The following is a 23,108-nucleotide window of genomic DNA, read 5'->3' as shown; positions in this document are numbered from 1 at the left end:
TTCCTGTTGAGCTTGCTGCTCCCTTTGCTTCTGGACTTTCTCTTGCTGCTGAAGCTGATACTGCCGCTGCTTCTCAGCCCGGATCGATTGATTGAGCGAGAGCGCCTTTTGCAGGTTGCTCACCGCCTGAGAGTCACCGTCCTGTTTGGCGATGGCCAGCTCTAGTTCGAGCTCTTTCTTCCGAGCTTCATAGCGGCGTTGCTCGATGTCGTCCTGCTTACCCTGGAGTTGGTCAAGTTCATCCTGAAGGCTGTTCAGTGTGCCCTGGGTGCTGTCTGACAGCCGTTGCATACTGTCGTTGGCTTGTTCGATGGCTTGATTCAAACGATCCAGGTCTTGCTGGTCGAGCAGGTTCAGTTTGTCAGCCAGGTTCTGCCCGTTGCTGGCCATCTGTTGGGCGGAAACAGAGCCGTTTTCATAGCTCTGCACCAGGTCTTCCAGGGCGATCTTCTGCTCATAAAATTCAGCTCTTACTGAAGCGGCATTGGTCGCTGTATCCTTCATCCAGTGTCCGATGCCGGTGGTATCCAGTCCGACATTGGCAGTGGCCAGAGCCTGGACTTCCTCTTTGGTTTTAGCCAGTGTCGCTTTCAGCTGTCCCAGCTCACCCTTCGTGTCAGTGGTATCGATCTGAGTAGCCCCTTGCATGGTGAGAAATGTGTCTTCTGCCTGGGCGCTGAGACCATAGAGCTCGGAGGTGATGTTGTTGTAAAAACCCACTAAACCATTGAGTGTGCCGGATGCACGTTCTGCCCCCTGCGCTTGTTTATCTCCGGCCTCATCCACGGCATTGCCCAATGACCGGGCTGCATCGGCAGCTGAGTGGGCACTGTCTTCCAGCGCGGCCAGTTTCTCTCTGCTGGCTGCCAATGCTTCGTTGTATTGCTCTTGGGTCAGGGTACCGTCAGCGAAGGCTTGAGACAGTTTCACGGCCAGATCGGCCAGCTCTGTGCGGGTTTCTGCGGCGTTGATCTGCTTCAGGGCATCGGCGGCATCGGTAAAGGCTTTCTTGGCGGTCTGGCCGGATTTAACGTAGACCGAGTTGAGTTTGACGACATCTTGTTCGACGGACGCTGTCGTTTTCTGGCTTTCATTACGGATAGCTTGCTGGGTACTTTGGCTGGATTGAATAATCACTTCACCCAGTGACTGCCAGTTGTTGTTAATGTCCTGCACATCTTCTTTTACGGCTTCCCTGAAACCCGCCGACACTGCTTTCAGTGATTCACCAAAGGACTGGAGTTTTTGGGCCGACTCTGTCGCGCCTAATGCATTCAACAGACTGCCCATCCCTCGGGAAACGGATGAGATCACTTCGCTGAACACCAGACCAAAAGACTTAACAGCCAGGGTAAAACCATTAAACAACAACTGGACAGCATTACCCGTCAGAGTGAATGTCTTTTTGAGACTAGCCAAAGTAGAAGCAATACGCTGGCTGGCAGACTGAATGCTGGCTACCACTCCTTCAAACGTCAGGCCAGTAAAGTTAGCCTTGATCGCCTCCCCCATCTGCACAAACGCATCACTGATAGACTGAGCCAGTCGAGACAGACGACCATCTTCTGACATAATACTGATCTGGTCCGAAAGGCTTTTGAGCTGATCCTTGGCATAAGACAATGCGCCACTCTGGGCCACTTCATCCAGAAAGTTCTGCCAGCTGTCTTTCAGGTTGCTGACATACCCTGACAGCAGGGACATATTCTCAGCGGCAGCCCCGGTAGAGCTTTTGCCAATTTCCTCGATCAGCAGGGCAATGGTATCCCGACCCAGTTTGCCTGCGGTGGACAGCTTCTGCAGTTCCTGAACATTTTTACCGGTGGCTTTTTCCAGTAACTCCCAAACCGGTACGCCCCGCTCGACCAGTTGCAGGATCTCTTCCCCCTGCAACTTCTGCTTGGCCCAGGCCTGCCCAACCGCCAGGGAAATCCCATTCAGGCGCTCCATGCCACCGCCCAGTTTGGAAGCCTGATCCACCATGGCCTGCATACTGCCTTCCATGGGATCAAGACCGAACGCCTTCAGTCGTACAAACGCCTCCGCCACCTGCTCCAGCTGATAAGGGGTTTCACGGGTAAACTGCTTGATCCACTGAATGGCCCGCTCACCCTCAGCCACCGAGCCCATCACGGCATTGAGCTGTACCCGCAAGCGCTCAAACTGATCACCCGCGGCAAGCAGTCCCTGAATGGCCCGTTTGATGGTATATAAGCCAACACTGGCCGCCACCAGAGCGCCCAACCGTTGCGACAAACGCCCCATACTGCCAGATGCCCGATCTGCATCTCGGGCTAACTGCCTGAAGCCGGAACGTTTGAAGGAGTGAGCGGAACTCTTGGCTTTGGCATCCACTTTCTGCAAAGCAGAAGCCGTCTCTTTCAGCTCCTTTTGCAGACGCTGCTGCTGAACAGACAGGTTTCGATTGGAAAGACCTGCCTGCTCCAGACTGCTGCGTAACCCGGCCAGTTTCTGGCGCTGAGCCTGATAAGCCCGACTTGCCGACACCACGGATTTACGAGCGGACTCCAGGGAACGCTGAAGGGATCGGGAAGGTTTCTCAGCCTGTTGAAACTCCCGAGCCAGTTGTTCAACCCTGGCTTCTGCGTCTCTGTATGCTTTGCCTGCATCTCGAACGGCTGCTGTCTGTTTTTGGAAAGACGACAGAAGACGATCTTGCTTCTGCAAATCAGACAGTTTTTGTTTGAGGGTTTGGGCTTCTTTGCGGAGGGACTCGAGGGAGGTTGCTGACTGGTAGACGGTTTTGGATAGGGAGTCTTTGGCTTTTAGTACCAGCCGAAGGGCGGATTCCTTGATGGAAGACATAGTCCACTCCCTGGGTCAAACGCAATAAAGTTAACAGTTAGAATAAAAAATGGTCTAATATAAGACCTGTTTTTAGAATCAAATAAGGAGCATTTATAATGAGACAGGTATTAGCAGATTGCTCGGCCAGTATTTCAGAGCTCAAGAAAAACCCGACAGCACTGCTGGCCCAGTCAGAAGGTTCACCTATAGCAATCCTTAATCACAATAAGCCGACGGCTTATCTGATTCCGGCAGAGACCTACGAATGGTTAATGGATGCCCTGGATGACCAGGAGTTATCCAGACTGGTTGAGGAACGTCGTAAAGACCTGGATCAGGCTGTGGAAGTGAACCTGGATGACTTATAAGCTCAAGTTCCTTCCGGCAGCTACGAAAGAGTGGAACAAGCTGGCCTCTCCATTGCGTAACCAGTTTAAGAAAAAACTGGCAGAGCGTCTGGAGAACCCCCATGTTCCCTCGGCCAAACTGAAAGGCTACGACAACGTATACAAAATCAAACTACGGACAGCTGGATATCGCTTGGCATATGAAGTTATTGATAAGGAGATTGTTGTCTATGTATTAGCCATCGGCAAGCGAGACAAGGACGCTGTCTATAAGACCTTAAGAAAACGACGCCCATAAGCATCCTCCCTTACCCAGCCAGATCCAACTGCATAAACGCACTCAGCCCATTGCCTGAAATCGACGAATCCGCCAGCACATCCACTTGCAAGGGAATGCTGGCGAAGTCATCCGAGATAAAGCCCAGATTTTGCACCGGCGAGAACTTCACCCGATGCACCCGGATATTGAAGGGCAAGCCTTCCTGAGCATCATTCAGCCCTTCCATAAACAAGGTAAACTCCCGCCCGGACTCTACGAGGGCTTGAACCATATTAGCCTTAAGTGGGGTGTAACTGACCTTGATGCCCTGGTCATCAATACCTCCACCTTCAATGACCTGAATGCCAGACTTCATCAGTTGGTAGTCGTCTCCTTCTACCAATATGGTATCCAGACTGTCTTTTACCGTAATGGTCTGATCCAAATCAGGTAAATTCCCGAAAGGAATTAATTCACCTGCCACACCATAGGTTTCTTGCGCTTCATCGGTCACCGGGGTGATCGCAGCCTCTGTGACACTGCCTCGAAGTGCCAGGGAGATAATATTGGCAGTGAAATCATGGGCTACCAGGTTGGCAGTAATACCCGACACCCGACTGATAACATTGCGATTGCCACCACCGCCCAGATAGTTTTTCAACTCTTTACGATCTTCTTCAAAGCTGAAGTTAAACTCACTGACATTGCCGATGGGCAAGAGTGGTGCGGATTTGTCGTAGGGTTGAATATGGATACTGCCTGCGCCGATAAAGCTGCGGTCGATAGTAGACATAGAATTCTCCTTCCTTGAAGAGGATTTAAAAGACGGTTTCGAGGGTTAGGGTGATATCTGCAAAGGACAATTGTCCCTGACTGGGAGCAATATCAAACTGGGTTTCAGAGAAGGTCAGCTTGCGGCAATGTTCTGACAGGGCTTTATCATTGCTCAGGGCTTGGCGAATCGTTCTGGAGAGCTCCAGCAAGGCATAAGTTGCCCGGTCATTGGTCGGCACCACAGCACTAAGATTAAACAGCCACTGATCTTTACGACGGCTGCCCTGTTGTTGTAACTCACTGATTGATTCCAGTTGCACCAGTACGGCTGGCGGCTTCAGACCCTGTTCAATGCCGGTGGCAGCATAGCCCAACAATACCTGATTACACACTGTCTCCAGAACACCTACCAAAAGGCTAACCAGTTGTTGTTCTGGGTTAAGCATGACCGGCTCCGTTGATGATGAAATTCAGTTCCTGTTGCACCAGGGTGGTAAACCGCTCCAGTAAAACGGGCTCAAGCTTTTCCAGCACCTGAATGGCACTGTTTAGGATCGGTAGAGTCTTCTTTTCCAGGGGCAAGCCCATCCACATCATGCGACCGGATTTTTTGGAGCGCTGGTATTTATGGTGCCAGTTGGCTTTTCGCTTGAAGACCATGGGGTGGGTAGCGTTGACCGGTTGCATTAAGAAAGCTCCTTCCCAGAAATGCTTGCCGGTTCTGACGCCTTGTTTGGTCTGTCTGGGTTTGCCCAGATAATGAGCCGGTATATCCCAGGCACCGATCCAGATCACCAGACTATAGCCTTCACTCCCCCGCTCACCCGGTTGCAGGAGATTAACCTTGACCCGGCCCAGCTCTTTCAGCTTCTTTTGAGTAATGCCTTGCTCTCGAGCTAATGCTCTCAGGGTTCGTCGTTCAGCAAACCGGGATAACTTCCTCAATGATCTTCGAATGGCGAGCTGGAGAGTTTCCGGAGTATTCTTGAAGTAATGGATCAACTCGTCAATGCTGTCATCCAGCTCAAGCTCCAGCTTCATGGAGTGACCACCAGTTCATCTGACCATCGCCTTTCAGTTTCCGGTCAATGGTCCATTGTTGTGCTGCAGAGATCACCTCATCACCTCGGCTCACCTTTACATCATTAGGCAAGGCCAATGTAGTGACCTCTTGCAGAACTTGTTCATAAGGACCGGTAGGCACCAGCTCCCGAGTCAGAATGCCCGTCACTTCCAGCCTGCTGTCATCTGACTTTTTCAGTATGATAACCTCCCCAAAGGTGGCCAGCACCTGCCGATTCAGATCACTTAGCTCATCTTGCATTTGATCACGGCTCTTGGTTTAAGACAGATGGGCAGCGGGTTGGACTGGGTGTGGACCTGTACGCCCTTATCGAAGTCGAGAATCTTCTGCTTTGCATATCGTGGCAGACCAATGGTATTCACAGTTTCGATAAAGTCCGCTGGGGCGAACCAGGTGCGGAAGATGCCGGTGCCTTCCGGGATCACATACGCTTCATCCGGTTTAATGAAAGGAATATCGCCTACCTGCCCGCGATACTCTTCCCAATCGATATCACCGAACCGGAATCCGGTCTTGGGATCATTGCGCAGTAAAGCGCTGTCCTGATAGCGATGGTAAGCATCTTTGACGTAGTCGTGTCCGACCAGAGCATCATAAAAATCCGCACCACAGAAGGCCCTTAATCCAGTGTAGGGCTGAGCGCCCAGAGCCGTGTCTACCTTCCTGCGCAGAGCGACGCACTCCAGCCGGATATCCGTTTCAGCCACACTGAATTTAAAGGTGTGAGTTTGCTGAGTGACACCGAATTCCTGAAACAGGTCGTAGATCACACTGGAGCCATCGGCATCGAGAATCTGTCCCTTGATGGCTCCCAGTCGCAAGTGCTCCAGGGTCACTTCATGATTGGCATTCATGGACGACAGTCGATCATTAACCACCGTTTTCACCCCTTCCAAAGCGCTCTCGGAGCCAAAGGCTCGTACATTGCGCACCTCATCAGCAATGATGGTGGAGTCATAGGGAATATGAGGGATCACAAAACTGCGTACCTTCCGCTTGCCTCCGCGAGCCTGGGCAGCCGGAGCACCCCGCTCGGAAGTGGGCAGCAGGATCAATTCACCGTTCCTTGACTCTACAATCGCCGTGGTGGTGTTAATGCCACTTTCAGTAAACAGTCCCAGTTCACCGATACGCCCTGGCTTATAGGGCATATCGTTCAGAGTGGCAGTCAGACTGGTCAGACTGAAGGCATCGTTGTTAAAAATATCCAGCAAGTTCATCCCTGTTCTCCTGTCCTGAGAATGATATCCAGTGACGACAGCTCCTCGACCGCCGTCGTTTTTTCTTCGTCAGTGATGCCTTCCGGCCAGACCAGTAACTCCTGATCCACTTCTGCCAGTCGGGCAATGATGACGCCCTCGCCGCCTGTGGCATCGGTAATGACATGGTCCCACAGCACTCCAGCGGCCATTTGCAAGCCTGTGTCAGCGGCCGGATCAATAGGGCCATAAACACCTGTGGAGGTATTCTTGCCAAGAATGGTGCCGGGCAGTAGCGCCAGATCTGGAGCCAGTTCGATCAGCTCCCGGCTGATACTGTTGTTTCCTTCGGACACAATGAATTCGCCAGCATGCACCGGCTCTGTCATCACAGGCATGGTTTAGTTCCTTTGAGTGAGAAAGGGAAAATTAAGAAAGGGTGAGTGGTTTCAAGCAGCCGATTGACCGTTTCGCTTGCGGTAAACGGCCTGGGTATCCACCAGTGGCTGAATTTTTTTATCCTGCTGATCGGGCGTCAGCTGGTTATTGATGCTGTCGTCATCCTGCAAGAGCAGATCAAACAGTTCAGTGCGTACCTGGGCTTCGGTCTTACCAGACTGAATATATTTTCCGGCTCGATCTTCACAGTGCGCTGCTGCACACAGGGATTTGATTGTTTCACATTCAGCTAGGCGAGCTTTGACGTCTTCGATCCCCTGTTGCTGGCGGACAAAAGCTTCTGCCATTTCCGGGTAACCGGCCTGATTACACAGGGTCATTACTGCCAGGGCATGAGCCCCTTTATCCCCATTTTCAGATTCAGAGTTTGCGGGCTGAGGTGGATGCATAAAGCTGGAAAGGTCGAAATGAGCTGCCATTTTCACCGGTGCTTCCACTTCATCAATCAGGCCATGGCCCTGGGCTTCAGTGGCGGTGAACCAGGTCTCCTCATCCATTAGTTTCAGCATGGCTTTCAGATCCAGTTCACAGCGATTGCAGTAGGTCTGGGCAATGACCTCCGTGGTTTTGTCCAACATATCCGCCATTTTGCGCAACTCACCGGCGTCGCCTCCGACCCAGCCGAAAGGATTGTGAATCATTAGCAAGGCATTTTCAGCCATATGTATGGTGTCGCCTGCCATAGCAATGACACTGGCGATACTGGCTGCCAGCCCTTCAATCCGAACATGGATGTTAGCCTTGTGGTAGCGCAGGGCATTGTAAATGGCGACTCCGTCAAACACTGAGCCACCGGGGCTGTTGATCCGAACGGTAATGTCATCCGTGTCCAGATCTTTCAGGCTGCTGACCAGTTGCCGGGCAGATAAGCCTGCCCAATCGCCAATTACATCGTAAATCAGCAGCTCCGCTGGTTGGCCTGACTGATTTTTCAAGGTGGTCGCTCCGGACTCCTGTCCTCCCGCGACACTCCTAAGTCCCTTTAGTTCGAACCAGGCCCGGTTCTTATTGAGCGGCTTTTTGTTCATCGTTATCGGGTTCCTCTTCCATGATGGTGTTGTTTATTTCCTGAGTTCTGGCATCACTGTCGTATTGCAGCTCCAGCTCATCGGCTCGCTGGTTATCTGCTGCAATCTCATCGTCAATCTGTTCGCTGTCATAGCCTTGTTCAGACACCACTTCCGAGCGAGATTTAAAACCGCTGCGGACTGCCAGATTCTGGGACTGAACATCCTGAACCGGATGAATATAAGCCCAGCCCTGGGGAATCCATTTCACCTTGCGATAGTGAGCGGGGTTTCGATGAAAGTCCGGGGCTGAGATAGCCCCACTGAGCACGGCCAGTTCCAGCCATCGTTTCCAGACCGGGCGACAAAGTTGGAATACCATCAAATTATGCTGGATCTGTTGAATACGACGGCGGAACTCATTAAGCACCACCCGTAAAGCCCGGTCACTGACGCCTTTCATATCGCCGGACAGAATCTCATAAGGCAGACCAATACCCGCCGACACCGCCATCAGCTGTTGGCGGATAAAGTCCGGGTAGTTACTGGCCGCTCCAGGTGGTGTGTTAAACGTTATTTCTTCACCCGGTGATAGCTCCTGCATAGTGCCCGGCTCCATTGCTACCATAGGTACACCTTGCAAGTCATAGACAATGGGCCGACCGGTTAAAGGATCGACCTTTTCCGTTTCCGGAGCCGGTTTGGTGATAAAGCCGGTGAACAGGTTGGCGATTTCCTGCCGAAGTAGCGTGGCATCATCGAATTTGTCCAGGTGATACATTCGAAGCAGTACCTGGCTCAATAAAGGTTGACCACGCAGCTGACCTGGCCGCAGCGGTTCATAAAGATGCAACACCTGATCGGCAGGCACCCGTCGCAAGTCGGCAGTATCCAGTGTGGTGTAATCCGAAGGATGCTGCTTGTGCATCCAGTAAGCCACCCGGTGCCCGATGGCATTAAACTCAATGCCTGCACGGATCTTATGACCCTTTTTCAGGTCATCGTTATAGTCCCAGGGGACAAACTCCGCTTCCAGCATTTGCAGCTGCAGCGGCACGCTCAAACCATCGCCGGGTTTGCGGGGACGGAAGCGAACAAAACACTCTCCAGCTTCAAGCACTGATCGCATGGCCAGAGCCTGCTGGCCATAAAAATCGAGCTGACCATCAGCATCGGATTCATCGGTCCAGTCCAGAAACAGGGCTTGTAGTTCCTTGCGAAACTCATCATCCCGGGCTTCTGACTTGGGCTTGATGCCGGTGCCGACAATATTGGCGACCAGCTTTTCCAGCCCAGACGCTGCCCAGGGATCATTACGAATCGCTGCCCGGGAACGGTTGATCAGGGTTCCAAGATTTCCGGTCAGTGAATTATTGGGGCCGGTAGAAGGCGCAATCCAACTCTGGCTTCTTCGCCCCTGACCTGCCGAGGTATAAGCCAGGTTTTTCAGTTCGGGCAGTAGCCAGCCTGCAATACGTTGTTTCAAGCCCATTCAATCATTCCCGAAAGCTGTGCTAATGTAAAAATCACTATGAAAAAGAAAACAGACACCGACTGGAAACGCTTGGAAGCAATGTCAGATGAAGACATTGACACCTCTGATATCCCTGAGCTGGGCGATTATTTCTTTGATCACGCTGAACAACATTCCTTCCATGATGAACCGCTGACTTGGAGGCAAAGGTTCTGCCTTTCACTTCGCCTATGGTTTATGTGGCTACCAGCTCTCATTGTATTTTTAGGAACCTGCTACTTTTTGTGGGCCGAATCCACATTATGGTTAACAGACCCCATACTGGCTTTTGCTTGTGCAGCCTTCATAGCTCTTTTTGCCACCGTCATTTGGTTTTGTATCCTTTTCGGCTTGGGAAATTAAATACCCTTTGACGAATAGACCCCATATTGCCGGGGTCGCTTCTGTTGCTTGATCAATTCCCGTTCGATAGCCTGCAGTCGTCTTTCCATTTCAGAGAAGCTGGCGTATTCCACCTTGCGACCTTCAAATTCCACTGTGCGGGTCTCTCTCAGTAACACGGCTCGTTTCAAAGCCTTATATTCAGCTTCTGTAATCATGCGTTATCCATTCAGGTAGCTGCTGCGAGAAAATCGTCGGGATCGGGCTCGAGTCAGAGTCTCTGGTTCAGAGGCTTCTAATATGATTTCTGGTTCCGGACGTTGAGCGGCCAACTGCTCCAGATTCAATCCACGGTGTTGCTGTAAAATCCGCACAGCGGTCAGGGCATAGACCCGACAGTCCAAAGTTTCATTGCGCTTCTTGCGGGCATCCCATTCAAAGTAAGCGACCCCGTGTTTGTATTTGCGCAGCTTTATCACTTTCACTGAAAGTTAGGGATGCCCTCTGAATTAAGCGCGGGCTATTAGAGTTATCGTCAAATCTGGCGTTTGGGCCGTAATCAATGTAGCTCTTTTCCCGCTGTATCGTGTGTTATGAGTTAATTCATCGCTGACTATGGTATGGTCTTGGTTGGTGACTCACAATGTCTCTCTCTTTGATTGTGAAAGTGCAGAGTTCTCTATAAAGAAGTCCAGCAGTAGCCCCAGCTACACAACATGAAAATCCTGCAGTTGCTGACCCTCCAGTAGCCATTATGCAAAAACCCATGGCATTGCCAGCTGCGAAACCTGTCTCGACAGGGTCAATAGGTGTTACATATAGCGTTCGATCACCAGTAGGTTGTTGTTGCACTGGTTGTTGTCTTATATTCATTTTGTCCTCCAATAAGTATCTTGTTATCACAATGATAGAAGTTCAGAATCTCCCCAAAATATTTTAAAAATATATGCTATTAAGAGGGAGTTCGAATAGGCCATGAAAATGTACCGCTCTTTTCGGGTCATATATAACACTCAAGCCTTTTTTAAATCCTAAATTTTGAGCGAAGAAGAGTGTATGTATAACTACAAAGGTCGATAATTTTTAGCCTCTTAATAAATCAGACTACTTAATTGTAATAAAGTTCAAACAAAATACAGGCGAATAGACATTATGACTTCCGCTGAAAGATAAGGCAGGCCTCTGAATGAAGCGTGAGCTACCAGAGTTATCGCCAAATCTGGTGTTTGATTCATAATCAGTCGATCTCATGATTAGCATCATTCACTGCGCGAGTTCCATCTATAAAACGAATGCTTTGAGCGACATTGGCCAGATTTTTAAAACCTCTCAGCCTGCACCACCGTTTCTCAGCGCTCTGACTCAGTTTGAAAACCATTAACAGAATGCTATCAAGACTTATCTTTAGCCTTAGCCTGCTTAAAGTAAACTTCATCAAAACAGCCCTCCACCTGTCAGTGACAATAACCTGCTTCGGGCTCCAGAGTTCGGTAACGCTGGTAGATCAGCTCTTTTGATCAATTCCCACTCAATGGCCTGCAGTCGTCCTTCCATTTCTGAGAAGCTGGCGTATTCCACCTTGCGACCTTCAAATTCCACTGTGCGGGTTTCTCTCAGTAAAACGGCTCGCTTCAAAGCCTGATATTCAGCTTCTGTAATCATGCGTTATCCATTCAGGTAGCTACTGCGAGAAAATCGTCGGGATCGGGCTTGAGTCAAAGCCTCTGATTCAGACGCTTCTACCCTGATTTCTGGCTCCGGACGTTGAGCAGCCAGTTGCTCCAGATTCAATCCACGGTGTTGCTGCAGAATACGCACCGCAGTCAGGGCATAAACCCGACAGTCCAGAGCTTCATTCCGCTTTTTGCGGGCATCCCATTCAAAGTAAGCGACCCCGTGTTTGTATTTGCGCACCTTTTCTTCTGCCGTAGCCTGCTTGAAGTAATCTTCATCAAAGCAGTCCTTCACCGGCCAGTGGCAGTAACCTGCGCCTGGCTCCAGAATTCGGTAACGCTGATAGATCAGTTCTTTGGCCGTGTCAGTAACCACCAGAGTCAGGTAGACACCTTTCTTGTTGCGAGTTTTCGGGAAGGTAGCGATGGGTTTGCCAGACTGGGATGCACCCTTGATCGGAATCAACCAGTCGGCCCCCTGCTTACGGGAAAAGGCATACACCTCATCGGTAAAGTGACCACCAGAGTCCATACAAATCTGGGCGAGGTTCATCAATACCCCATCCTGCCGCCGATAAGTCGTCCTCAGTTTATCCGCCAGAATCTTCCATATCTCCGGACGACTCAGATCACCAAAGAGCCGGACGTAATCAATGGACCAGCTCTCTTCACCGGCACCCCAGCCCACTACTTCATACTCGACCCGGTCATCCTGAACATCGATACCGCAGGTCAGCACTTCTACTGGCCAAGGTACTTCAGCAACATAGTGCTCACGACGCTGGTAAAGTAATTCGTAATCGACGGTTTCTCCGGCTTCCTGCCAAGTCTGGCCCAACACGGTATTGGTCCAGTCTTTCAAGAGAACCGGATCATCTTTAGCCGCCAGAAAATCCGCCACGGCATCTTTCCAGCTGTACCAGCCATTAGGACTGTACAGTGAATTCAGATGATAGCCCCGGATTTTGCCGTCACTCTCTGGATTCTGAGGCTCCCACTGCCCATTCTCCAGTAATCTGGGTTTGTCATGTTCCTGCATCCGATATTGACACTGGATGCATTCAAAACAAGCCGTCTCCGGGTTCTGGTTTTCAAACTTTATCTGCTGCCACTCAATGGGTTGCATGTGCCCACAATTCACACAAGGCACATGGTATTGTCGCTGGTCGCTGGCCTGATAGGCCGATTCAACCTTGCTGGCCCCGGCAATATTGGGTGTCGACACCATCAGAATTTTTCGATTACGGGAAAACGTCGCTGTCCGTTTAATGGCCAGATTAATAGGACTGCCTTCCCCATCCACATCATCTTCATAAGCATCTATTTCATCCAGAAAAAGAAAACGGGCAGGCATGGAGCGCAACCCTGTGGCGGAGTTGGCTCCGGTGATGATCAGTACACCGTTAGGAAACTCCTTCACCATTTGAGTATTGCCAGAATCCCGGGAACGAGGGTCTTTCACCCGCTCCCGCAAAATCGGCATCTCTTCAATCATCGGCGCTATGCGCTGCTTGGAGGTTCTCTTGGCCATATCCAACGTCGGCAGCACATACATCATGGGACCGGGCGTATGATGGATCACATAGCCCAGCCAATTATTGCCACATTCGGTGCCACCGACCTGTGCACCTTTCATAAAAACGACACGTTCCACATTCGAAGAGGGTGACAGACAATCCATAATTTCTTTGAGGTAAGGCGTCCGAGCGGTTCGCCAGCGTCCGGCTTCTTTGGCCGCTTTCATGGGCAGAATGCGATATTCATCGGCCCACTCTGAAACGGTCAGTCGTGTGTCAGGTTTCAGACCTGCAAAAAAACCATCCAGATAAGGTGAAGTCATGGGCCACTCAGCTCAGAAAGGATTGCTTCCAGTTCATCCATCAGCAGCTGTCGTACTTTACGAGGATCGGTTTCTGCCGCCAGGACATCCGCCTGTCGATCCGGGATGCCCAACAAAGCATCCCTCAGCATTCTTCCCGCCCGGTAAGCATCTTCTCGAACTTTGCTGGCTTCGGTGAGCTTTCCGGCCTTTTCCTCATACTCCATCTTCGCCATCTTGGCCCTGAAAGCTTCCCGCATGGTCCGAGCCGTAACGAAATCCACCGCCTGTCTTGAATCAGTGGGGGCCACTGGCAGGGTATCTCGGGAAACAGGTTTCCTAAGCACAGTCGAGGGCTCAGCCTGGGCCTGGATCGCCTTCAGGGCCTCATCCGGATTGACCTTGCCCTTGTGCAGACGAATCTTGCCGGACTTGACCAATTTGGCCACATATTGGCGGCTCCAGCCTTGACGTTTGGCGAATTCCGATTGCGAGATGAGTGTCATAGCGATCTGTATAACCTCCTCTGTCCCGCCGTGGCCGGATGCATCCTCCTGTTTCTACAACCTATTGATTATTAATAGTTTTTTCCTTGATAACCACCGGTTATGGAGCCTTACTGTACATAACGCAAACAAGCATCAAAAAGGAAACAGGCCATGAATAAGAAGACCGAACAAGCCCTGGAAACCATCGCCCAAAAGACCCTGCTAATGGACACCCTCAAAACCCGAAACACCTCGGAAGACTTCGAGGAAGTCGCCGTCTGGCAAGTCAGAAAGGCTTTGGAACAGGCTTATCAATTGGGCCTGAAACAAGGCCAAAAACAATAACCCCAAAAGGAGAAGCACCATGAAAACAACAAAACTCACTGCTACCCAAGAGACTGTTCTCAAGCAAGCCGCTGAGACAGGAACCCTTGACGCTTCCGAGCTCACCCTGAAAGGAGGTGCCCGGAAGAAAGTGCTGGACAGTCTGACCAGCAAAGGCTTTCTGATCCCCATGAAAAAGGCTGACACCTACGACATCAGCCCTCAGGGCAAGACGGCCATCGGCCTCCCGATAGACGACCAACCTGCCCGGAAAGGCAAGATCCGCACTGGCACCAAGCTCCATAAGGTGATTGAGCTGCTGAGCCGACCCGAGGGCGCTGAGATCGACGAAATCATGCGCGAGACCGGCTGGCAGCAGCACACCGTTCGCGGCACCTTGGCAGGAGCCTTGAAAAAACGACTGGGGCTGACCATTGAATCTGAGAAGCCTGAAGGCAAAGATCGCATTTACCGGATTACCGCCGGGCTGGAAGCGCTCTTTCAGGGTGAGACTTCATGAGCACCCGCTCCTGAATTGCAAGGCGGCTGGCTGACGGTCGCTATTGCTCCATTCATGAGCAGTTTATAAATCACAAAAAAAGAAAATCCCCGCACAAAGCGAGGCCTGAAGAGAACAACCGGGGTCGTTATAAAGTCCCTGGCATCCTGCTTTTTTTCTTAGGGCTTCCGTCGGTTCACATCACTGTGACACCGTATCACTTCATCCCTGGGATAATGATTCACTCAACTAAAGGTCTTAGCCTGATTGTTGATGGCTCCATTTTAAGCACTATGCCATTTCCTCCAACCCGCTGAGATACTGAAAACAATGCCAATCTCCCGTATACGGACATAAAAAATATTGCTCGGAGCAAAATGACAAGTGCTGATTATCAGTAGTGAGCGGTTTTTATTATTATTTTGGCTGTGTTTATTCTTATCCAGAGAGCTGGCGTTTAGTGTTCTTATTGCCAGACTCCGAAACAATCCACCCTGAATAGCGGCAGGCTACGTATTTACCGAAACAAAAGAATTGATCTGGATCAACGAACTCTGGTTGACAATCTGAACGTCAACCGAGAGTAAGCAGGTTGACAGAAAATAATTTAGTTGACGTTGAAACCCTTATGGTTACTGGCCTGCATGAGATTATGTCAACCGCTGTCAACCCCGATTTACACTCTGTCGCTGGCGCTATTCCGCGCTGATGCATACCCGCACTAGAAGATACCTCCCAGGGACCCCGGAACAGCCGTCAGAAGACGCTTATCAAGCGTTCTCTTCGATCCCGAGACGCTCCCTGTATTTAAAAAGAAACGCTCAGAGCGGCTTAAATTAAGCCTCAGCCTTTCCATGTTCTTGTCATCTTCTCCAGTCCACGGCTGGCAATGTATCCACCAATACCCATTTGGATAATGCTGAACAGTTTCAGTTCCACTGCCTCAGTTAGATTCGGTGCTGACCAACCCATCCATCTACAAACGACCAGTGCCGTAAAGACCAGCATCACTATGGGTCGCCAGTTTCGTTGTAGCCAGCTTTCACCCTGCGCCTCCGCTTTAACGACAAAAGCCTTTTGCTCCAGCTCATTCAGCTCACCGTTGAGCAGCATCTTGCTCAGTTCCGCTCTGGCTTCCCTGGCTTTGTTCGCATCAGGAAAAAGCTTGTCGATCACCTTCCCGATCACCGGGATGGCAGCCACCAAACTCACCGTTTGCCTCCCAGCAGTCCTTCCTGTCTTAACCAGTGGTGCACATCAAAATTGGGACAGGTCTTCACCTTACTAAAGTGATGATGACCATGCACGACAGCGTTTGAATAAATAGCTTGATGGCCAGCCACCAGAAGCTTCAGCATTCGCTTCTGTTCCGGAGTGAAGTTATCTTCTGGCTCATTGTGTTCATTCAGGCCACCCACCAAACAGATGCCAACACTCTCATGGTTGTGGTATTTGACATGAGCACCCCAGTCTTCAATAGGACGACCCTGCTTTACGGAACCGTCCCTCTCAATCACCCAATGGTAACCAATATCCAGAAAGGCCCGCTCCATGGTGTGCCAACGTTTGATGTCGTCAAAAGTAACGTGTTGGTTGGCTCGGGTGTCCGAGCAATGAACGACGATGTAATTAGTTTCCTTACGCTTGCCCATGACTCATCCCCTGAGTTTATGTTTTAAGAAAGTAAGCCAACAGGCCAATAGCAGCAGTCAGCACGATCCAACCGAAGCGCTCGATATAGCCCAGCATCACACCCCGGCGACTGGCCTGAAACTCTAGTTTTCGGATGCGTTTCTCCTGCTCGTCCAGGCGTTCATCCTGTCGGGTAAGGTTGTTGGTCTGGTGAGTGATTCGTTCCTCGATCATGGACAGACGGGAAACGGCATCGCTCAGTTTGTCGAGCTTGGAATCAATCTGATCCAGTCGCCTTGAAAGTTCTTCCATGTCTTTCTTCTCTGGTTTGTTCAAAGGTCAGATGATTGGATTCAAGATAGGCTTCCTTGCCTGTGTACTCCTCCCATCGGCGCACAATGACATCCACGTATTTGGGGTCCAGTTCGGTAAGCCGGGCACTGCGGTGTGGCTTTTCGCAGGCGATCAGCGTAGAGCCGGAGCCGCCAAACAGATCGAGTACGATGTCATGAGTCTTGGAAGAGTTGCGAACAGCCCGCTCCACCAGTTCCACAGGTTTCATGGTGGGATGCAGGTCATTCCTGGCAGGCTTGCTGTAGAACCAGACATCCCCCTGATCTCTGGCTCCACACCAGAAATGTTCGTTACCTTCCTTCCAGCCGTAGAGGATTGGCTCATACTGTCGCTGATAATCGGAACGACCCAGGGTGAAGGTGTTCTTGGCCCAGATGATAAACGTGGACCACTTGCCACCGGCTTCCCGAAAAGCCTTCTGGAGCGTATCCAGCTCAGACGACGACATGCAGATATAAATGGCCCCTTTGCAGACTCCGAGCAGGTTGGTCATAGCGGCCAGCAGGAAAGCGTGGAACTCAGAGCCGAGATTGTCGTTTTTGATCCGGCGATCTTTTTTGGCTTGGGTGTTTTTCTCAGGGTTGGCGTAGTCAACGTTGTAGGGCGGATCGGTGAACACCATATCCGCCAGCTGGCCTGCCATCAGGGTTTCCACATCGGCTTGTTCGGTAGCACTGCCGCACAGCACCCGATGGCTTCCCAAAATCCAGACATCACCCAGCTGGCTGACGGGATGCTCTTCCGGTTCAGGAATTTCATCATCATCGGTCTGCCCTTCTGGTTCGTCCACCAGCAACAGACCTTCCAACTCCTCATCGGAAAAGCCCATCAGGTCCAGGTCAAAATCCAGGGCATCCAGCTCTGCCAGTTCCTGTTTGAGCAGTGCTTCATCCCATCCCGAGTTGGCCGTGATCTGGTTGTCGGCAATGATCAGCGCCCGGCGCTGGGTTTCACTCAAGTGCCCCAGCACGATCACCGGCACAGTTTCCATGCCCAGCTGCTTCGCCGCCATCAGACGACCATGACCGGCTACGATCACATCGTCACTGCCCACCAGTACCGGATTGACAAACCCGAACTCCTCGATGGACCGGGCAATCTGGTCCACCTGCTCATCGGAGTGAGTACGAGCGTTGTTGGCGTAGGGCACCAGGGTAGCGACGGGGCGATGTTCTATGGCTTCGGCAAGGATTCTGGACATGACTCTTCCGTGATTTCCAGATGTAAAAAAAACCTCAGACCGGGGAGGTGTGAGGTTCAGGTGCACTTCGCTTCGAGCTTAGCGTTAATTCTTGTCAAATTTGGCGAAAGTGTCCAACCCTTGAAGAGGCCTCTATTTTGGATATACCCAGACAAAACCGGACACCATGAGTTACTTCGGGTTACTCCGGGTTACGTCCTCCGGCCAAATGGATGGCAATCCTGCTCATGGCTTTACACCAGTGTGCGTATGGGGTTTTCCGGTTCACACCCAAATCTTCAGCAATCACTCGCCAGGGCAGACCCGATGCACGAAGCCAGATCAGCTTGCGTTCCTCCTCGCTGACCCATCGCAACCAGCGCATACACTTCACCATGCGATCCACTTCGTCTTCCGAAGGCTTCGGCAATCTCAGGATTTTGTTTTCCCCTTGATAAACTTCCCAGCGGTTGGGATTGATTTCGGGCCAGAAGGCCGAGTATCGGAGATTAATGCCTGACGACACTCGTCGTGCCACCAGCCAAGCTTCCCGATAGCGATTAGCCAGTTCATTGATGTCCATTCGAGCTTCCTCCCTGAGTCGATTTCCAGCCGGAAATATTACGCATCAGTAAGGTTGGAAATTTAAGTTCCAACCTTACTTATATAAGTAAGGGGTTCTGGAAATTGGAAATGCTTTATTTTACAATAAGTTACACGTTTCCAGAGCCACACCATTTCCTGGAAATTGGAAATGCGACACATGCCACTTAAATTTTCATATTTCTTTATACTTTCAGACTGTTAGAGTGTTTTTTTAAACCTTTCTCTGTTTCCAAAACTCTGGAAATGTTCTGGAAATGCTGGAAATTGGAAACGCTCTGGAAACGCTCAATCAGTCATTTTTCAACCGATCTGCACCCTCTTCAATCCTGCCTTTTCCATCCGCAAATAGTCCCCAGGGAGAATCCAGCCACTTTTGTTCTTTTGATCCCAGAAGTGTGCCTTTAACCACTCTTGGCGGACGCTCATTCAACAATTCCTGAACCATATTTTCGAGCTTGTGTCGGGGCATATGATGGAAGGCTTCAGGAAGACGATGCCGGTGCTTGAAGACACCATTCACTCCAGTATGAGTAAAAGGATGCCCACGACTGGCTGCCATTCTGATGCCGCCAGCGAGCACTCCCAGCAAATCATAGGTAGAAGGCTGTTGACCTTTTATCCTTGCCGTCAGGTCCTCCAACAATCCGATACTGTTGCGTTTATAAGTACGGATTGTCCGATCCGCCGGGCCATTGGATTTCACCACCGCTCCCTGGTAAAAACTTCTCGGCTCAGGGATCAGGTTCAGAGTCTGACAAGTTTGCTGCACGATCTGGTCCTGTGCAGGCCAGAGGGCATACGCCATACGAACACCATCCACCAGCGCACTGCTGCCTCTAATGGCATCCCTGGCCTGTTCTGCACTATCGATGGGTTTCTGTCCTGGTGGTTTGCGCATATGGTGAACCACAATCACAGTGGCACCCGTTTCACTGGCCAGGTTCGCCAACAGCCCCGTCAGGTAACTGCCCACCGCAGGGTCAGCGTTCACATCGGCATGAACAAAAGAGGATAAGGGATCGAAGACCACCAGCTTGAGATCTTCAATGGCCTGAAGCTGGCAGACTACCTGGGTAAACTCTGATGTCGTTCTTGGCCCTTCCGGAGTTTCCCTGACCATGGGGAATGGGCCACCTGCATTAGGTAATGGAATGATGAAGAGTTTCTCAGGAGATTTCAGTCGCAAGTCTGTCGGGTCTAGTTTTTGCAGGCGACGGTGTACTTCTGCCTGATCATCCTCAGAGGTGAAAACAACGGCTGTTCCATGTTGTAAGACCTTGCCACCAAACACCTCGACCGCCAGGTCTTCACCACAGGCAATTTCCAGTGCGAGCTTGAGTGTGAGCATTCCCTTACCTGTGTCTCCCATAGCCGCAAGGATTGAGACAACACCTAATGGAAAAGAGCCTTCAATCAGGTAGTGCTGCTCGGGGGCTTCACCTTTGTAACGAAGCGCACTCCAGTCTGACAGTTGCAGGCCTGCCGACTTTATTGTTTTGCGCTCGGCTTTGGCCATCCAGTGATCAATATCAAAGCCTTCCTGAACAGCATCCGCAGAGTCCCATTTCTCAGGTTTATCTGCGGGTGGTTTCAGAATCACTACAGACAAAGCTCCGACATCAGCGATGGCTTTAGCCGAACTGAAAGCATATTCCAGCCCGGCGTCGTCATTATCAGGCCAGAGCGAAACACGCTTACCTGTGAGAGGTGACCAGTCCGTCTTATCCGTCGGGGCCTTGGCACCGTTCATTGCAGTGGTGGCACAATAGCCACTTTCAATCAAAGCCTGTGCTGCTTTCTCGCCTTCCACCAGCAGTACTTCGTCCGCTACCTTGATACCTGGCTGGTTGTAGAGTGGCCTGGGGTTGGGGGCTTTGGTTTTACGGGTCTTTACATCCCAAGGCCGAAACTCTTTACCCTCTGGCGTATCGTACCGGTAAACACAGGCGATCAGGTTGCCTTCAAGGTCATGGTAGTCCCACTTGCCTGTGTGATGACCCAAGTCTTCATACTCTTCCCGATGACTGACAATAGCTGGTGGCGTGAATGACGGCATACCCAGCCACTCCGCCATGAGCTCTACAATTTCTGGAAAATCCCTTTGAGGATCAAGAGACTGATGCGCTGCGGTCAGACTGATAATGTCACCACCTTCACCGCTTTCAAAGTCGTGCCAAAGTCCACTGCCCAGCTCCACTTCCAGGCTCTTGCCCTTCTTGCCATGGACGTTACCCAATACAAACTTCTGACCTCGTTTTTTGCCATTGGGAAACAACCAGGTCAGGTACTCTGGCATTCTTTCCTGAATACGACGCTTAACGTCTTCTGCATCCCGTTTCTGTGTCGTGCCCTGCTCTTGGGCATCGTTAAAATCAAGCCATTTGTTCTTCATTGTCACAGTCCCTGTAGGGGAAAAGCCCACCAGCAGGTGGGCGTTAGAGCCTTAATCCCACTGGTTGTTGTAGCTTTCAGCTGGGTGAGGCGCTGAGTCCGGAGGACTGTAGAGCTGGGATTGCAGCTGAGCCTGAGGGTGGCCACCCTGCTGATTATTAGCGAGTGCTTGGCCCTGAGCATTCTGACCAAACATCAGCTGGGCATACTGCTTGTGCTCCGGTGTGATGGCCTGCTTAATGACATTCTTGGGTTCGTCGTACTGATCCTTTTCAGTACTGATTTTGGCGACGAACTCAATACCATCCAGCTCTGACAACGATTTCAACTGCCGGGCTTTATAAGCCGGGGGACTGTTATCTTCGGCCTTGATATTACGAGCAGATTGCAAAACACCCCGGACAAAGGAACGGCCCATGTTTTCCCACTCCGGGCCTTTGGGGCTGTGCATACCGATCAGGGACCAAATCTTGCGCCTGGCGTACTGGCCTTCCAGCACCGTGAACTCGGCATTGAGGTAGATGGCTCCGGTATCGCCACAAGTGGCGTAACCACCGGTCCAGCCCATTTCGGGCTTGTCGTAGCCTCCCGGCTTAAGGGTCATACGTACCTTGACCAGAGTGCCTGAAGGAATGACATCGTAGCTGCCCTGATCGGTAGCATCGTTAAAGTCGTTCCAGCGTGTCATAGCTCTTTGTTGGCTCATGGTTATTTCTCCGTTCCTTGAGGTTGAGTTTCAAACTGAACAGGCTGCCTTGACCCACTACGGATCTTGGTAAACAGCTGCCCGAGGTGAGGCGGTTCGTATACATCCAGACGACCGCTGCGATCCTTGGCCGGGTAGCCATAGGGGTTGAGGGTTTGGCAAACGAAGGTACGACGCAGGTTGCCCTCTTCATCGGGCAGACTGCCCAGTGTGATGACCTGATCAACAATGCCAGGAAGCTCCAGACCGGTTTTACTGCCTTCAATCTGCGGCTGGTGGAGCTTGCGGTTAAAGTCGTCCACCCGCTCCTCGAGGATGGCGACAAAGACCACATTCTTACCCCTTGCGTGTTGCAGGTGGGTCAAGGCTGCAATCATCTCCTGACCGTGGAGGCCATAAGCGCCCCGAGTATCCGGCTTGCCGGTTTTCTCTGAGAACGCCTGGGGCTGACCTTTGCACCACTGAAAGCAGAGCCTTCCCAACACTGTGATGGAATCTATGAAGTAGGTGTCGTACTTCTCCAGGGATTGAGGATCACCATACTTACGACATACCGCTTCATAGTGGGCTTTCGAGTACACCTGATCATCCCGAAGCGCTGGATTAGGTCCTGCCAGATAGACGGCAAAGTTACGGAACTCCGGCCAGGTGGCTGGACGCAGGGTGTCGCCGGGCCACTCCTGCACCGCCAGATCCCCTGCTTCCAGATCCACAAACAAAGTGGTGTCCGGATTGAGACTCAGCAGCTGGGTGGTTTTACCCACCCCACTGTTGCCCAGCAGCACGCACTTGATACCCTTATGCTCCTCGCTGCGCTGGTCTGCATTGAGAATGGGTAGGCTCATTTCACACCTCCCACCAGCCGGTAAGTGCAACGACCTGGCTTCACTTGCAAGGCTGGCTCGAAGGATCGACGAATGTCTTGGGGCCAGAGATCAAACTTCTCCTGAGGCACCGAGTAGTGAACATCCAGGAGCTCAGATGGGTCTTCACCCTGTTCCTGAATGCGCTGGGCGATGGTCTTTAGTTTCTGCTGATCCCAGCTGACTTCCCTGGGCAAATCCACCAGCACTCCCACACCCTCATCTTCAAAGCTGATTTCACCAAACTCCTGCTGCAGCTTTGCCCGGATCTGGGAAGCCTTGAAAACGTACTTGTAGGCAATGACCGATTCCAACCAATCCTTTTGCACCTGGAGTTGTGCCAAGGCTTTATCAGTGTCTTTGACCAAAGTTGCTAACTCTTCTCCGGAACGGGCAGCCAGTTCAGCGACGCTCATACTCTGGATGTTTTCCTGCTCGCTGCTCATACCTCACCTCCCCGACAAGAGATTGGCTGCGATGTACCCGCATGGGTATGCGAAGCCTCGTGCGCTTCAATATCTAACAACCGGTAAACGACACGATTACCCAGCTTGATATAGCAGGGATCCAACCCACGCATACGCCATTTCTCGAGGGTGTAGGGGCTGATCCGCCAGCGGTCGGCCAGTTCTTTCTGGCTCAGGTGTTGCACTTCCATTTCATGCTCCTTCTTGTTTTTTCCAAAGGCAGGATCAATCATGGGACAGTCGACGGAGACAGAGCGGAGATGGGGCGGAGACAGAGCGGAGACGACGTGTTTTTTGTTAAAAAATCACAAAAA

The 23,108-nt window shown here is 51.3% G+C and carries 29 protein-coding genes and 1 pseudogene; 5 read left to right on the top strand and 25 right to left on the bottom strand.

Features of this window, described 5'->3' with window-relative positions:
- The coding region (locus KDK17_RS09835) for a tape measure protein (RefSeq protein WP_257287974.1) at positions 1–2,826 on the bottom strand (2,826 nt) is incomplete at its 3' end.
- A gap of 98 nt (positions 2,827–2,924) precedes the next feature.
- Here KDK17_RS09835 and KDK17_RS09830 point away from each other — a divergent pair.
- Together KDK17_RS09830 and KDK17_RS09825 are read left to right on the top strand one after the other, a co-directional pair.
- Complete coding sequence (locus KDK17_RS09830) at positions 2,925–3,176, top strand: type II toxin-antitoxin system Phd/YefM family antitoxin (RefSeq protein WP_257287973.1); 252 nt, start codon at positions 2,925–2,927, stop codon at positions 3,174–3,176.
- Positions 3,166–3,453, top strand: a complete 288-nt coding sequence (locus KDK17_RS09825) for a type II toxin-antitoxin system RelE/ParE family toxin (RefSeq protein WP_257287972.1) — start codon at positions 3,166–3,168, stop codon at positions 3,451–3,453. The genes KDK17_RS09830 and KDK17_RS09825 overlap by 11 nt, the downstream gene beginning before the upstream one ends.
- 10 nt (positions 3,454–3,463) lie before the next feature.
- On the opposite strand, the gene KDK17_RS09820 is transcribed toward KDK17_RS09825, so the two are convergent.
- The 8 genes from KDK17_RS09820 to KDK17_RS09785 are packed head-to-tail and all read right to left on the bottom strand — an operon-like array spanning position 3,464 to position 9,429.
- Positions 3,464–4,207 carry a hypothetical protein gene (locus tag KDK17_RS09820; RefSeq protein WP_257287971.1) on the bottom strand — a complete coding sequence of 248 codons (744 nt, stop codon included), beginning with the start codon at positions 4,205–4,207 and terminating at the stop codon, positions 3,464–3,466.
- A 25-nt stretch (positions 4,208–4,232) separates the two neighbouring features.
- Positions 4,233–4,634: a hypothetical protein gene (locus KDK17_RS09815; RefSeq protein ID WP_257287970.1), complete on the bottom strand. Its 402-nt coding sequence runs from the start codon at positions 4,632–4,634 to the stop codon at positions 4,233–4,235.
- Positions 4,627–5,229 carry a hypothetical protein gene (locus KDK17_RS09810; RefSeq protein WP_257287969.1) on the bottom strand — a complete coding sequence of 201 codons (603 nt, stop codon included), beginning with the start codon at positions 5,227–5,229 and terminating at the stop codon, positions 4,627–4,629. The genes KDK17_RS09815 and KDK17_RS09810 overlap by 8 nt, the downstream gene beginning before the upstream one ends.
- Positions 5,213–5,512, bottom strand: a complete 300-nt coding sequence (locus tag KDK17_RS09805; RefSeq protein WP_257287968.1) for a hypothetical protein — start codon at positions 5,510–5,512, stop codon at positions 5,213–5,215. Before KDK17_RS09805 ends, KDK17_RS09810 begins: the two co-directional genes overlap by 17 nt.
- Entirely contained in the window at positions 5,497–6,492 is a 996-nt protein-coding gene (locus tag KDK17_RS09800; protein WP_257287967.1) for a major capsid protein, read from the bottom strand. Before KDK17_RS09800 ends, KDK17_RS09805 begins: the two co-directional genes overlap by 16 nt.
- Positions 6,489–6,869, bottom strand: a complete 381-nt coding sequence (locus tag KDK17_RS09795; protein ID WP_257287966.1) for a head decoration protein — start codon at positions 6,867–6,869, stop codon at positions 6,489–6,491. Before KDK17_RS09795 ends, KDK17_RS09800 begins: the two co-directional genes overlap by 4 nt.
- Positions 6,870–6,920: 51 nt before the next feature.
- Positions 6,921–7,958 (bottom strand): head maturation protease, ClpP-related, encoded by a 1,038-nt coding sequence (locus KDK17_RS09790; protein ID WP_257287965.1) that lies wholly within the window; start codon positions 7,956–7,958, stop codon positions 6,921–6,923.
- Positions 7,936–9,429 (bottom strand): phage portal protein, encoded by a 1,494-nt coding sequence (locus tag KDK17_RS09785; RefSeq protein ID WP_257287964.1) that lies wholly within the window; start codon positions 9,427–9,429, stop codon positions 7,936–7,938. The genes KDK17_RS09790 and KDK17_RS09785 overlap by 23 nt, the downstream gene beginning before the upstream one ends.
- Before the next feature lie 39 nt (positions 9,430–9,468).
- Here KDK17_RS09785 and KDK17_RS09780 point away from each other — a divergent pair, with 39 nt between their 5' ends.
- A complete protein-coding gene (locus KDK17_RS09780) occupies positions 9,469–9,813 on the top strand; it encodes a hypothetical protein (RefSeq protein ID WP_257287963.1) in 345 nt (114 codons plus the stop codon).
- Here the strand turns inward: KDK17_RS09780 and KDK17_RS09775 are convergent.
- The 6 genes and pseudogenes from KDK17_RS09775 to KDK17_RS09750 all read right to left on the bottom strand — a co-directional run bounded on the left by KDK17_RS09775 (position 9,810) and on the right by KDK17_RS09750 (position 13,790).
- Positions 9,810–10,010, bottom strand: a complete 201-nt coding sequence (locus KDK17_RS09775) for a phage head-tail joining protein (RefSeq protein ID WP_257287962.1) — start codon at positions 10,008–10,010, stop codon at positions 9,810–9,812. The genes KDK17_RS09780 and KDK17_RS09775 overlap by 4 nt on opposite strands.
- Before the next feature lie 3 nt (positions 10,011–10,013).
- Positions 10,014–10,277 (bottom strand): terminase gpA endonuclease subunit, encoded by a 264-nt coding sequence (locus tag KDK17_RS09770; protein WP_257287961.1) that lies wholly within the window; start codon positions 10,275–10,277, stop codon positions 10,014–10,016.
- 752 nt (positions 10,278–11,029) lie between these two features.
- Positions 11,030–11,194: pseudogene (locus tag KDK17_RS09765) on the bottom strand (IS256 family transposase); the annotation flags it as partial.
- Between the two features lie 32 nt (positions 11,195–11,226).
- The gene (locus KDK17_RS09760) at positions 11,227–11,454 is read right to left on the bottom strand and encodes a phage head-tail joining protein (protein ID WP_257287960.1); all 228 of its coding nucleotides are present in this window, start codon (positions 11,452–11,454) and stop codon (positions 11,227–11,229) included.
- A 3-nt stretch (positions 11,455–11,457) separates the two neighbouring features.
- Entirely contained in the window at positions 11,458–13,305 is a 1,848-nt protein-coding gene (locus tag KDK17_RS09755) for a phage terminase large subunit family protein (protein WP_257287959.1), read from the bottom strand.
- Complete coding sequence (locus tag KDK17_RS09750) at positions 13,302–13,790, bottom strand: hypothetical protein (RefSeq protein ID WP_257287958.1); 489 nt, start codon at positions 13,788–13,790, stop codon at positions 13,302–13,304. Before KDK17_RS09750 ends, KDK17_RS09755 begins: the two co-directional genes overlap by 4 nt.
- A 153-nt stretch (positions 13,791–13,943) precedes the next feature.
- Here KDK17_RS09750 and KDK17_RS09745 point away from each other — a divergent pair, with 153 nt between their 5' ends.
- Positions 13,944–14,117 (top strand): hypothetical protein, encoded by a 174-nt coding sequence (locus tag KDK17_RS09745; RefSeq protein ID WP_257287957.1) that lies wholly within the window; start codon positions 13,944–13,946, stop codon positions 14,115–14,117.
- 19 nt (positions 14,118–14,136) lie between these two features.
- A complete protein-coding gene (locus KDK17_RS09740) occupies positions 14,137–14,616 on the top strand; it encodes a DUF3489 domain-containing protein (protein WP_257287956.1) in 480 nt (159 codons plus the stop codon).
- A gap of 822 nt (positions 14,617–15,438) precedes the next feature.
- Here KDK17_RS09740 and KDK17_RS09735 read toward each other — a convergent pair.
- The 10 genes from KDK17_RS09735 to KDK17_RS09690 form a co-directional block, all read right to left on the bottom strand.
- A complete protein-coding gene (locus KDK17_RS09735; protein WP_257276411.1) occupies positions 15,439–15,807 on the bottom strand; it encodes a holin family protein in 369 nt (122 codons plus the stop codon).
- Positions 15,804–16,247, bottom strand: a complete 444-nt coding sequence (locus tag KDK17_RS09730) for an N-acetylmuramoyl-L-alanine amidase (RefSeq protein ID WP_257276410.1) — start codon at positions 16,245–16,247, stop codon at positions 15,804–15,806. The genes KDK17_RS09735 and KDK17_RS09730 overlap by 4 nt, the downstream gene beginning before the upstream one ends.
- 16 nt (positions 16,248–16,263) lie before the next feature.
- Positions 16,264–16,539 carry a flagellin gene (locus tag KDK17_RS09725; RefSeq protein WP_257276409.1) on the bottom strand — a complete coding sequence of 92 codons (276 nt, stop codon included), beginning with the start codon at positions 16,537–16,539 and terminating at the stop codon, positions 16,264–16,266.
- Positions 16,505–17,782, bottom strand: coding sequence for a site-specific DNA-methyltransferase (locus KDK17_RS09720; RefSeq protein ID WP_257287955.1), 1,278 nt, complete (start codon positions 17,780–17,782; stop codon positions 16,505–16,507). The genes KDK17_RS09725 and KDK17_RS09720 overlap by 35 nt, the downstream gene beginning before the upstream one ends.
- Before the next feature lie 181 nt (positions 17,783–17,963).
- Entirely contained in the window at positions 17,964–18,344 is a 381-nt protein-coding gene (locus KDK17_RS09715; protein ID WP_257287954.1) for a DUF6362 family protein, read from the bottom strand.
- A 312-nt stretch (positions 18,345–18,656) separates the two neighbouring features.
- Positions 18,657–20,759, bottom strand: coding sequence for an AAA family ATPase (locus tag KDK17_RS09710; RefSeq protein WP_257287953.1), 2,103 nt, complete (start codon positions 20,757–20,759; stop codon positions 18,657–18,659).
- A 51-nt stretch (positions 20,760–20,810) separates the two neighbouring features.
- A complete protein-coding gene (locus tag KDK17_RS09705; protein WP_257287952.1) occupies positions 20,811–21,464 on the bottom strand; it encodes a hypothetical protein in 654 nt (217 codons plus the stop codon).
- 2 nt (positions 21,465–21,466) lie between these two features.
- Positions 21,467–22,309, bottom strand: a complete 843-nt coding sequence (locus KDK17_RS09700; RefSeq protein ID WP_257287951.1) for an ATP-binding protein — start codon at positions 22,307–22,309, stop codon at positions 21,467–21,469.
- A complete protein-coding gene (locus tag KDK17_RS09695) occupies positions 22,306–22,773 on the bottom strand; it encodes a hypothetical protein (protein WP_257287950.1) in 468 nt (155 codons plus the stop codon). Before KDK17_RS09695 ends, KDK17_RS09700 begins: the two co-directional genes overlap by 4 nt.
- Positions 22,770–23,027: an AlpA family transcriptional regulator gene (locus KDK17_RS09690; protein ID WP_257287949.1), complete on the bottom strand. Its 258-nt coding sequence runs from the start codon at positions 23,025–23,027 to the stop codon at positions 22,770–22,772. The genes KDK17_RS09695 and KDK17_RS09690 overlap by 4 nt, the downstream gene beginning before the upstream one ends.
- Positions 23,028–23,108 lie beyond the last annotated feature (81 nt).

Origin of the sequence: Endozoicomonas sp. SESOKO2 (assembly GCF_024606245.1) — a bacterium.
GTDB lineage: Bacteria > Pseudomonadota > Gammaproteobacteria > Pseudomonadales > Endozoicomonadaceae > Endozoicomonas_A.
Note: the sequence above shows the minus strand (reverse complement) of the source record. Positions and strands in the feature narration are given on the sequence as shown.

Excerpts from the sequence above, each read along its gene's own strand:
- KDK17_RS09830 (WP_257287973.1), top strand. The coding sequence starts at position 2,925 with ATGAGACAGGTATTAGCAGATTGCTCGGCCAGTATTTCAGAGCTCAAG.
- KDK17_RS09825 (WP_257287972.1), top strand. The coding sequence starts at position 3,166 with ATGACTTATAAGCTCAAGTTCCTTCCGGCAGCTACGAAAGAGTGGAAC.
- KDK17_RS09820 (WP_257287971.1), bottom strand. The coding sequence starts at position 4,207 with ATGTCTACTATCGACCGCAGCTTTATCGGCGCAGGCAGTATCCATATT.
- KDK17_RS09815 (WP_257287970.1), bottom strand. The coding sequence starts at position 4,634 with ATGCTTAACCCAGAACAACAACTGGTTAGCCTTTTGGTAGGTGTTCTG.
- KDK17_RS09810 (WP_257287969.1), bottom strand. The coding sequence starts at position 5,229 with ATGAAGCTGGAGCTTGAGCTGGATGACAGCATTGACGAGTTGATCCAT.
- KDK17_RS09805 (WP_257287968.1), bottom strand. The coding sequence starts at position 5,512 with ATGCAAGATGAGCTAAGTGATCTGAATCGGCAGGTGCTGGCCACCTTT.
- KDK17_RS09800 (WP_257287967.1), bottom strand. The coding sequence starts at position 6,492 with ATGAACTTGCTGGATATTTTTAACAACGATGCCTTCAGTCTGACCAGT.
- KDK17_RS09795 (WP_257287966.1), bottom strand. The coding sequence starts at position 6,869 with ATGCCTGTGATGACAGAGCCGGTGCATGCTGGCGAATTCATTGTGTCC.
- KDK17_RS09790 (WP_257287965.1), bottom strand. The coding sequence starts at position 7,958 with ATGAACAAAAAGCCGCTCAATAAGAACCGGGCCTGGTTCGAACTAAAG.
- KDK17_RS09785 (WP_257287964.1), bottom strand. The coding sequence starts at position 9,429 with ATGGGCTTGAAACAACGTATTGCAGGCTGGCTACTGCCCGAACTGAAA.
- KDK17_RS09780 (WP_257287963.1), top strand. The coding sequence starts at position 9,469 with ATGAAAAAGAAAACAGACACCGACTGGAAACGCTTGGAAGCAATGTCA.
- KDK17_RS09775 (WP_257287962.1), bottom strand. The coding sequence starts at position 10,010 with ATGATTACAGAAGCTGAATATAAGGCTTTGAAACGAGCCGTGTTACTG.
- KDK17_RS09760 (WP_257287960.1), bottom strand. The coding sequence starts at position 11,454 with ATGATTACAGAAGCTGAATATCAGGCTTTGAAGCGAGCCGTTTTACTG.
- KDK17_RS09755 (WP_257287959.1), bottom strand. The coding sequence starts at position 13,305 with ATGACTTCACCTTATCTGGATGGTTTTTTTGCAGGTCTGAAACCTGAC.
- KDK17_RS09750 (WP_257287958.1), bottom strand. The coding sequence starts at position 13,790 with ATGACACTCATCTCGCAATCGGAATTCGCCAAACGTCAAGGCTGGAGC.
- KDK17_RS09745 (WP_257287957.1), top strand. The coding sequence starts at position 13,944 with ATGAATAAGAAGACCGAACAAGCCCTGGAAACCATCGCCCAAAAGACC.
- KDK17_RS09740 (WP_257287956.1), top strand. The coding sequence starts at position 14,137 with ATGAAAACAACAAAACTCACTGCTACCCAAGAGACTGTTCTCAAGCAA.
- KDK17_RS09730 (WP_257276410.1), bottom strand. The coding sequence starts at position 16,247 with ATGGGCAAGCGTAAGGAAACTAATTACATCGTCGTTCATTGCTCGGAC.
- KDK17_RS09725 (WP_257276409.1), bottom strand. The coding sequence starts at position 16,539 with ATGGAAGAACTTTCAAGGCGACTGGATCAGATTGATTCCAAGCTCGAC.
- KDK17_RS09720 (WP_257287955.1), bottom strand. The coding sequence starts at position 17,782 with ATGTCCAGAATCCTTGCCGAAGCCATAGAACATCGCCCCGTCGCTACC.
- KDK17_RS09715 (WP_257287954.1), bottom strand. The coding sequence starts at position 18,344 with ATGGACATCAATGAACTGGCTAATCGCTATCGGGAAGCTTGGCTGGTG.
- KDK17_RS09710 (WP_257287953.1), bottom strand. The coding sequence starts at position 20,759 with ATGAAGAACAAATGGCTTGATTTTAACGATGCCCAAGAGCAGGGCACG.
- KDK17_RS09705 (WP_257287952.1), bottom strand. The coding sequence starts at position 21,464 with ATGAGCCAACAAAGAGCTATGACACGCTGGAACGACTTTAACGATGCT.
- KDK17_RS09700 (WP_257287951.1), bottom strand. The coding sequence starts at position 22,309 with ATGAGCCTACCCATTCTCAATGCAGACCAGCGCAGCGAGGAGCATAAG.
- KDK17_RS09695 (WP_257287950.1), bottom strand. The coding sequence starts at position 22,773 with ATGAGCAGCGAGCAGGAAAACATCCAGAGTATGAGCGTCGCTGAACTG.
- KDK17_RS09690 (WP_257287949.1), bottom strand. The coding sequence starts at position 23,027 with ATGATTGATCCTGCCTTTGGAAAAAACAAGAAGGAGCATGAAATGGAA.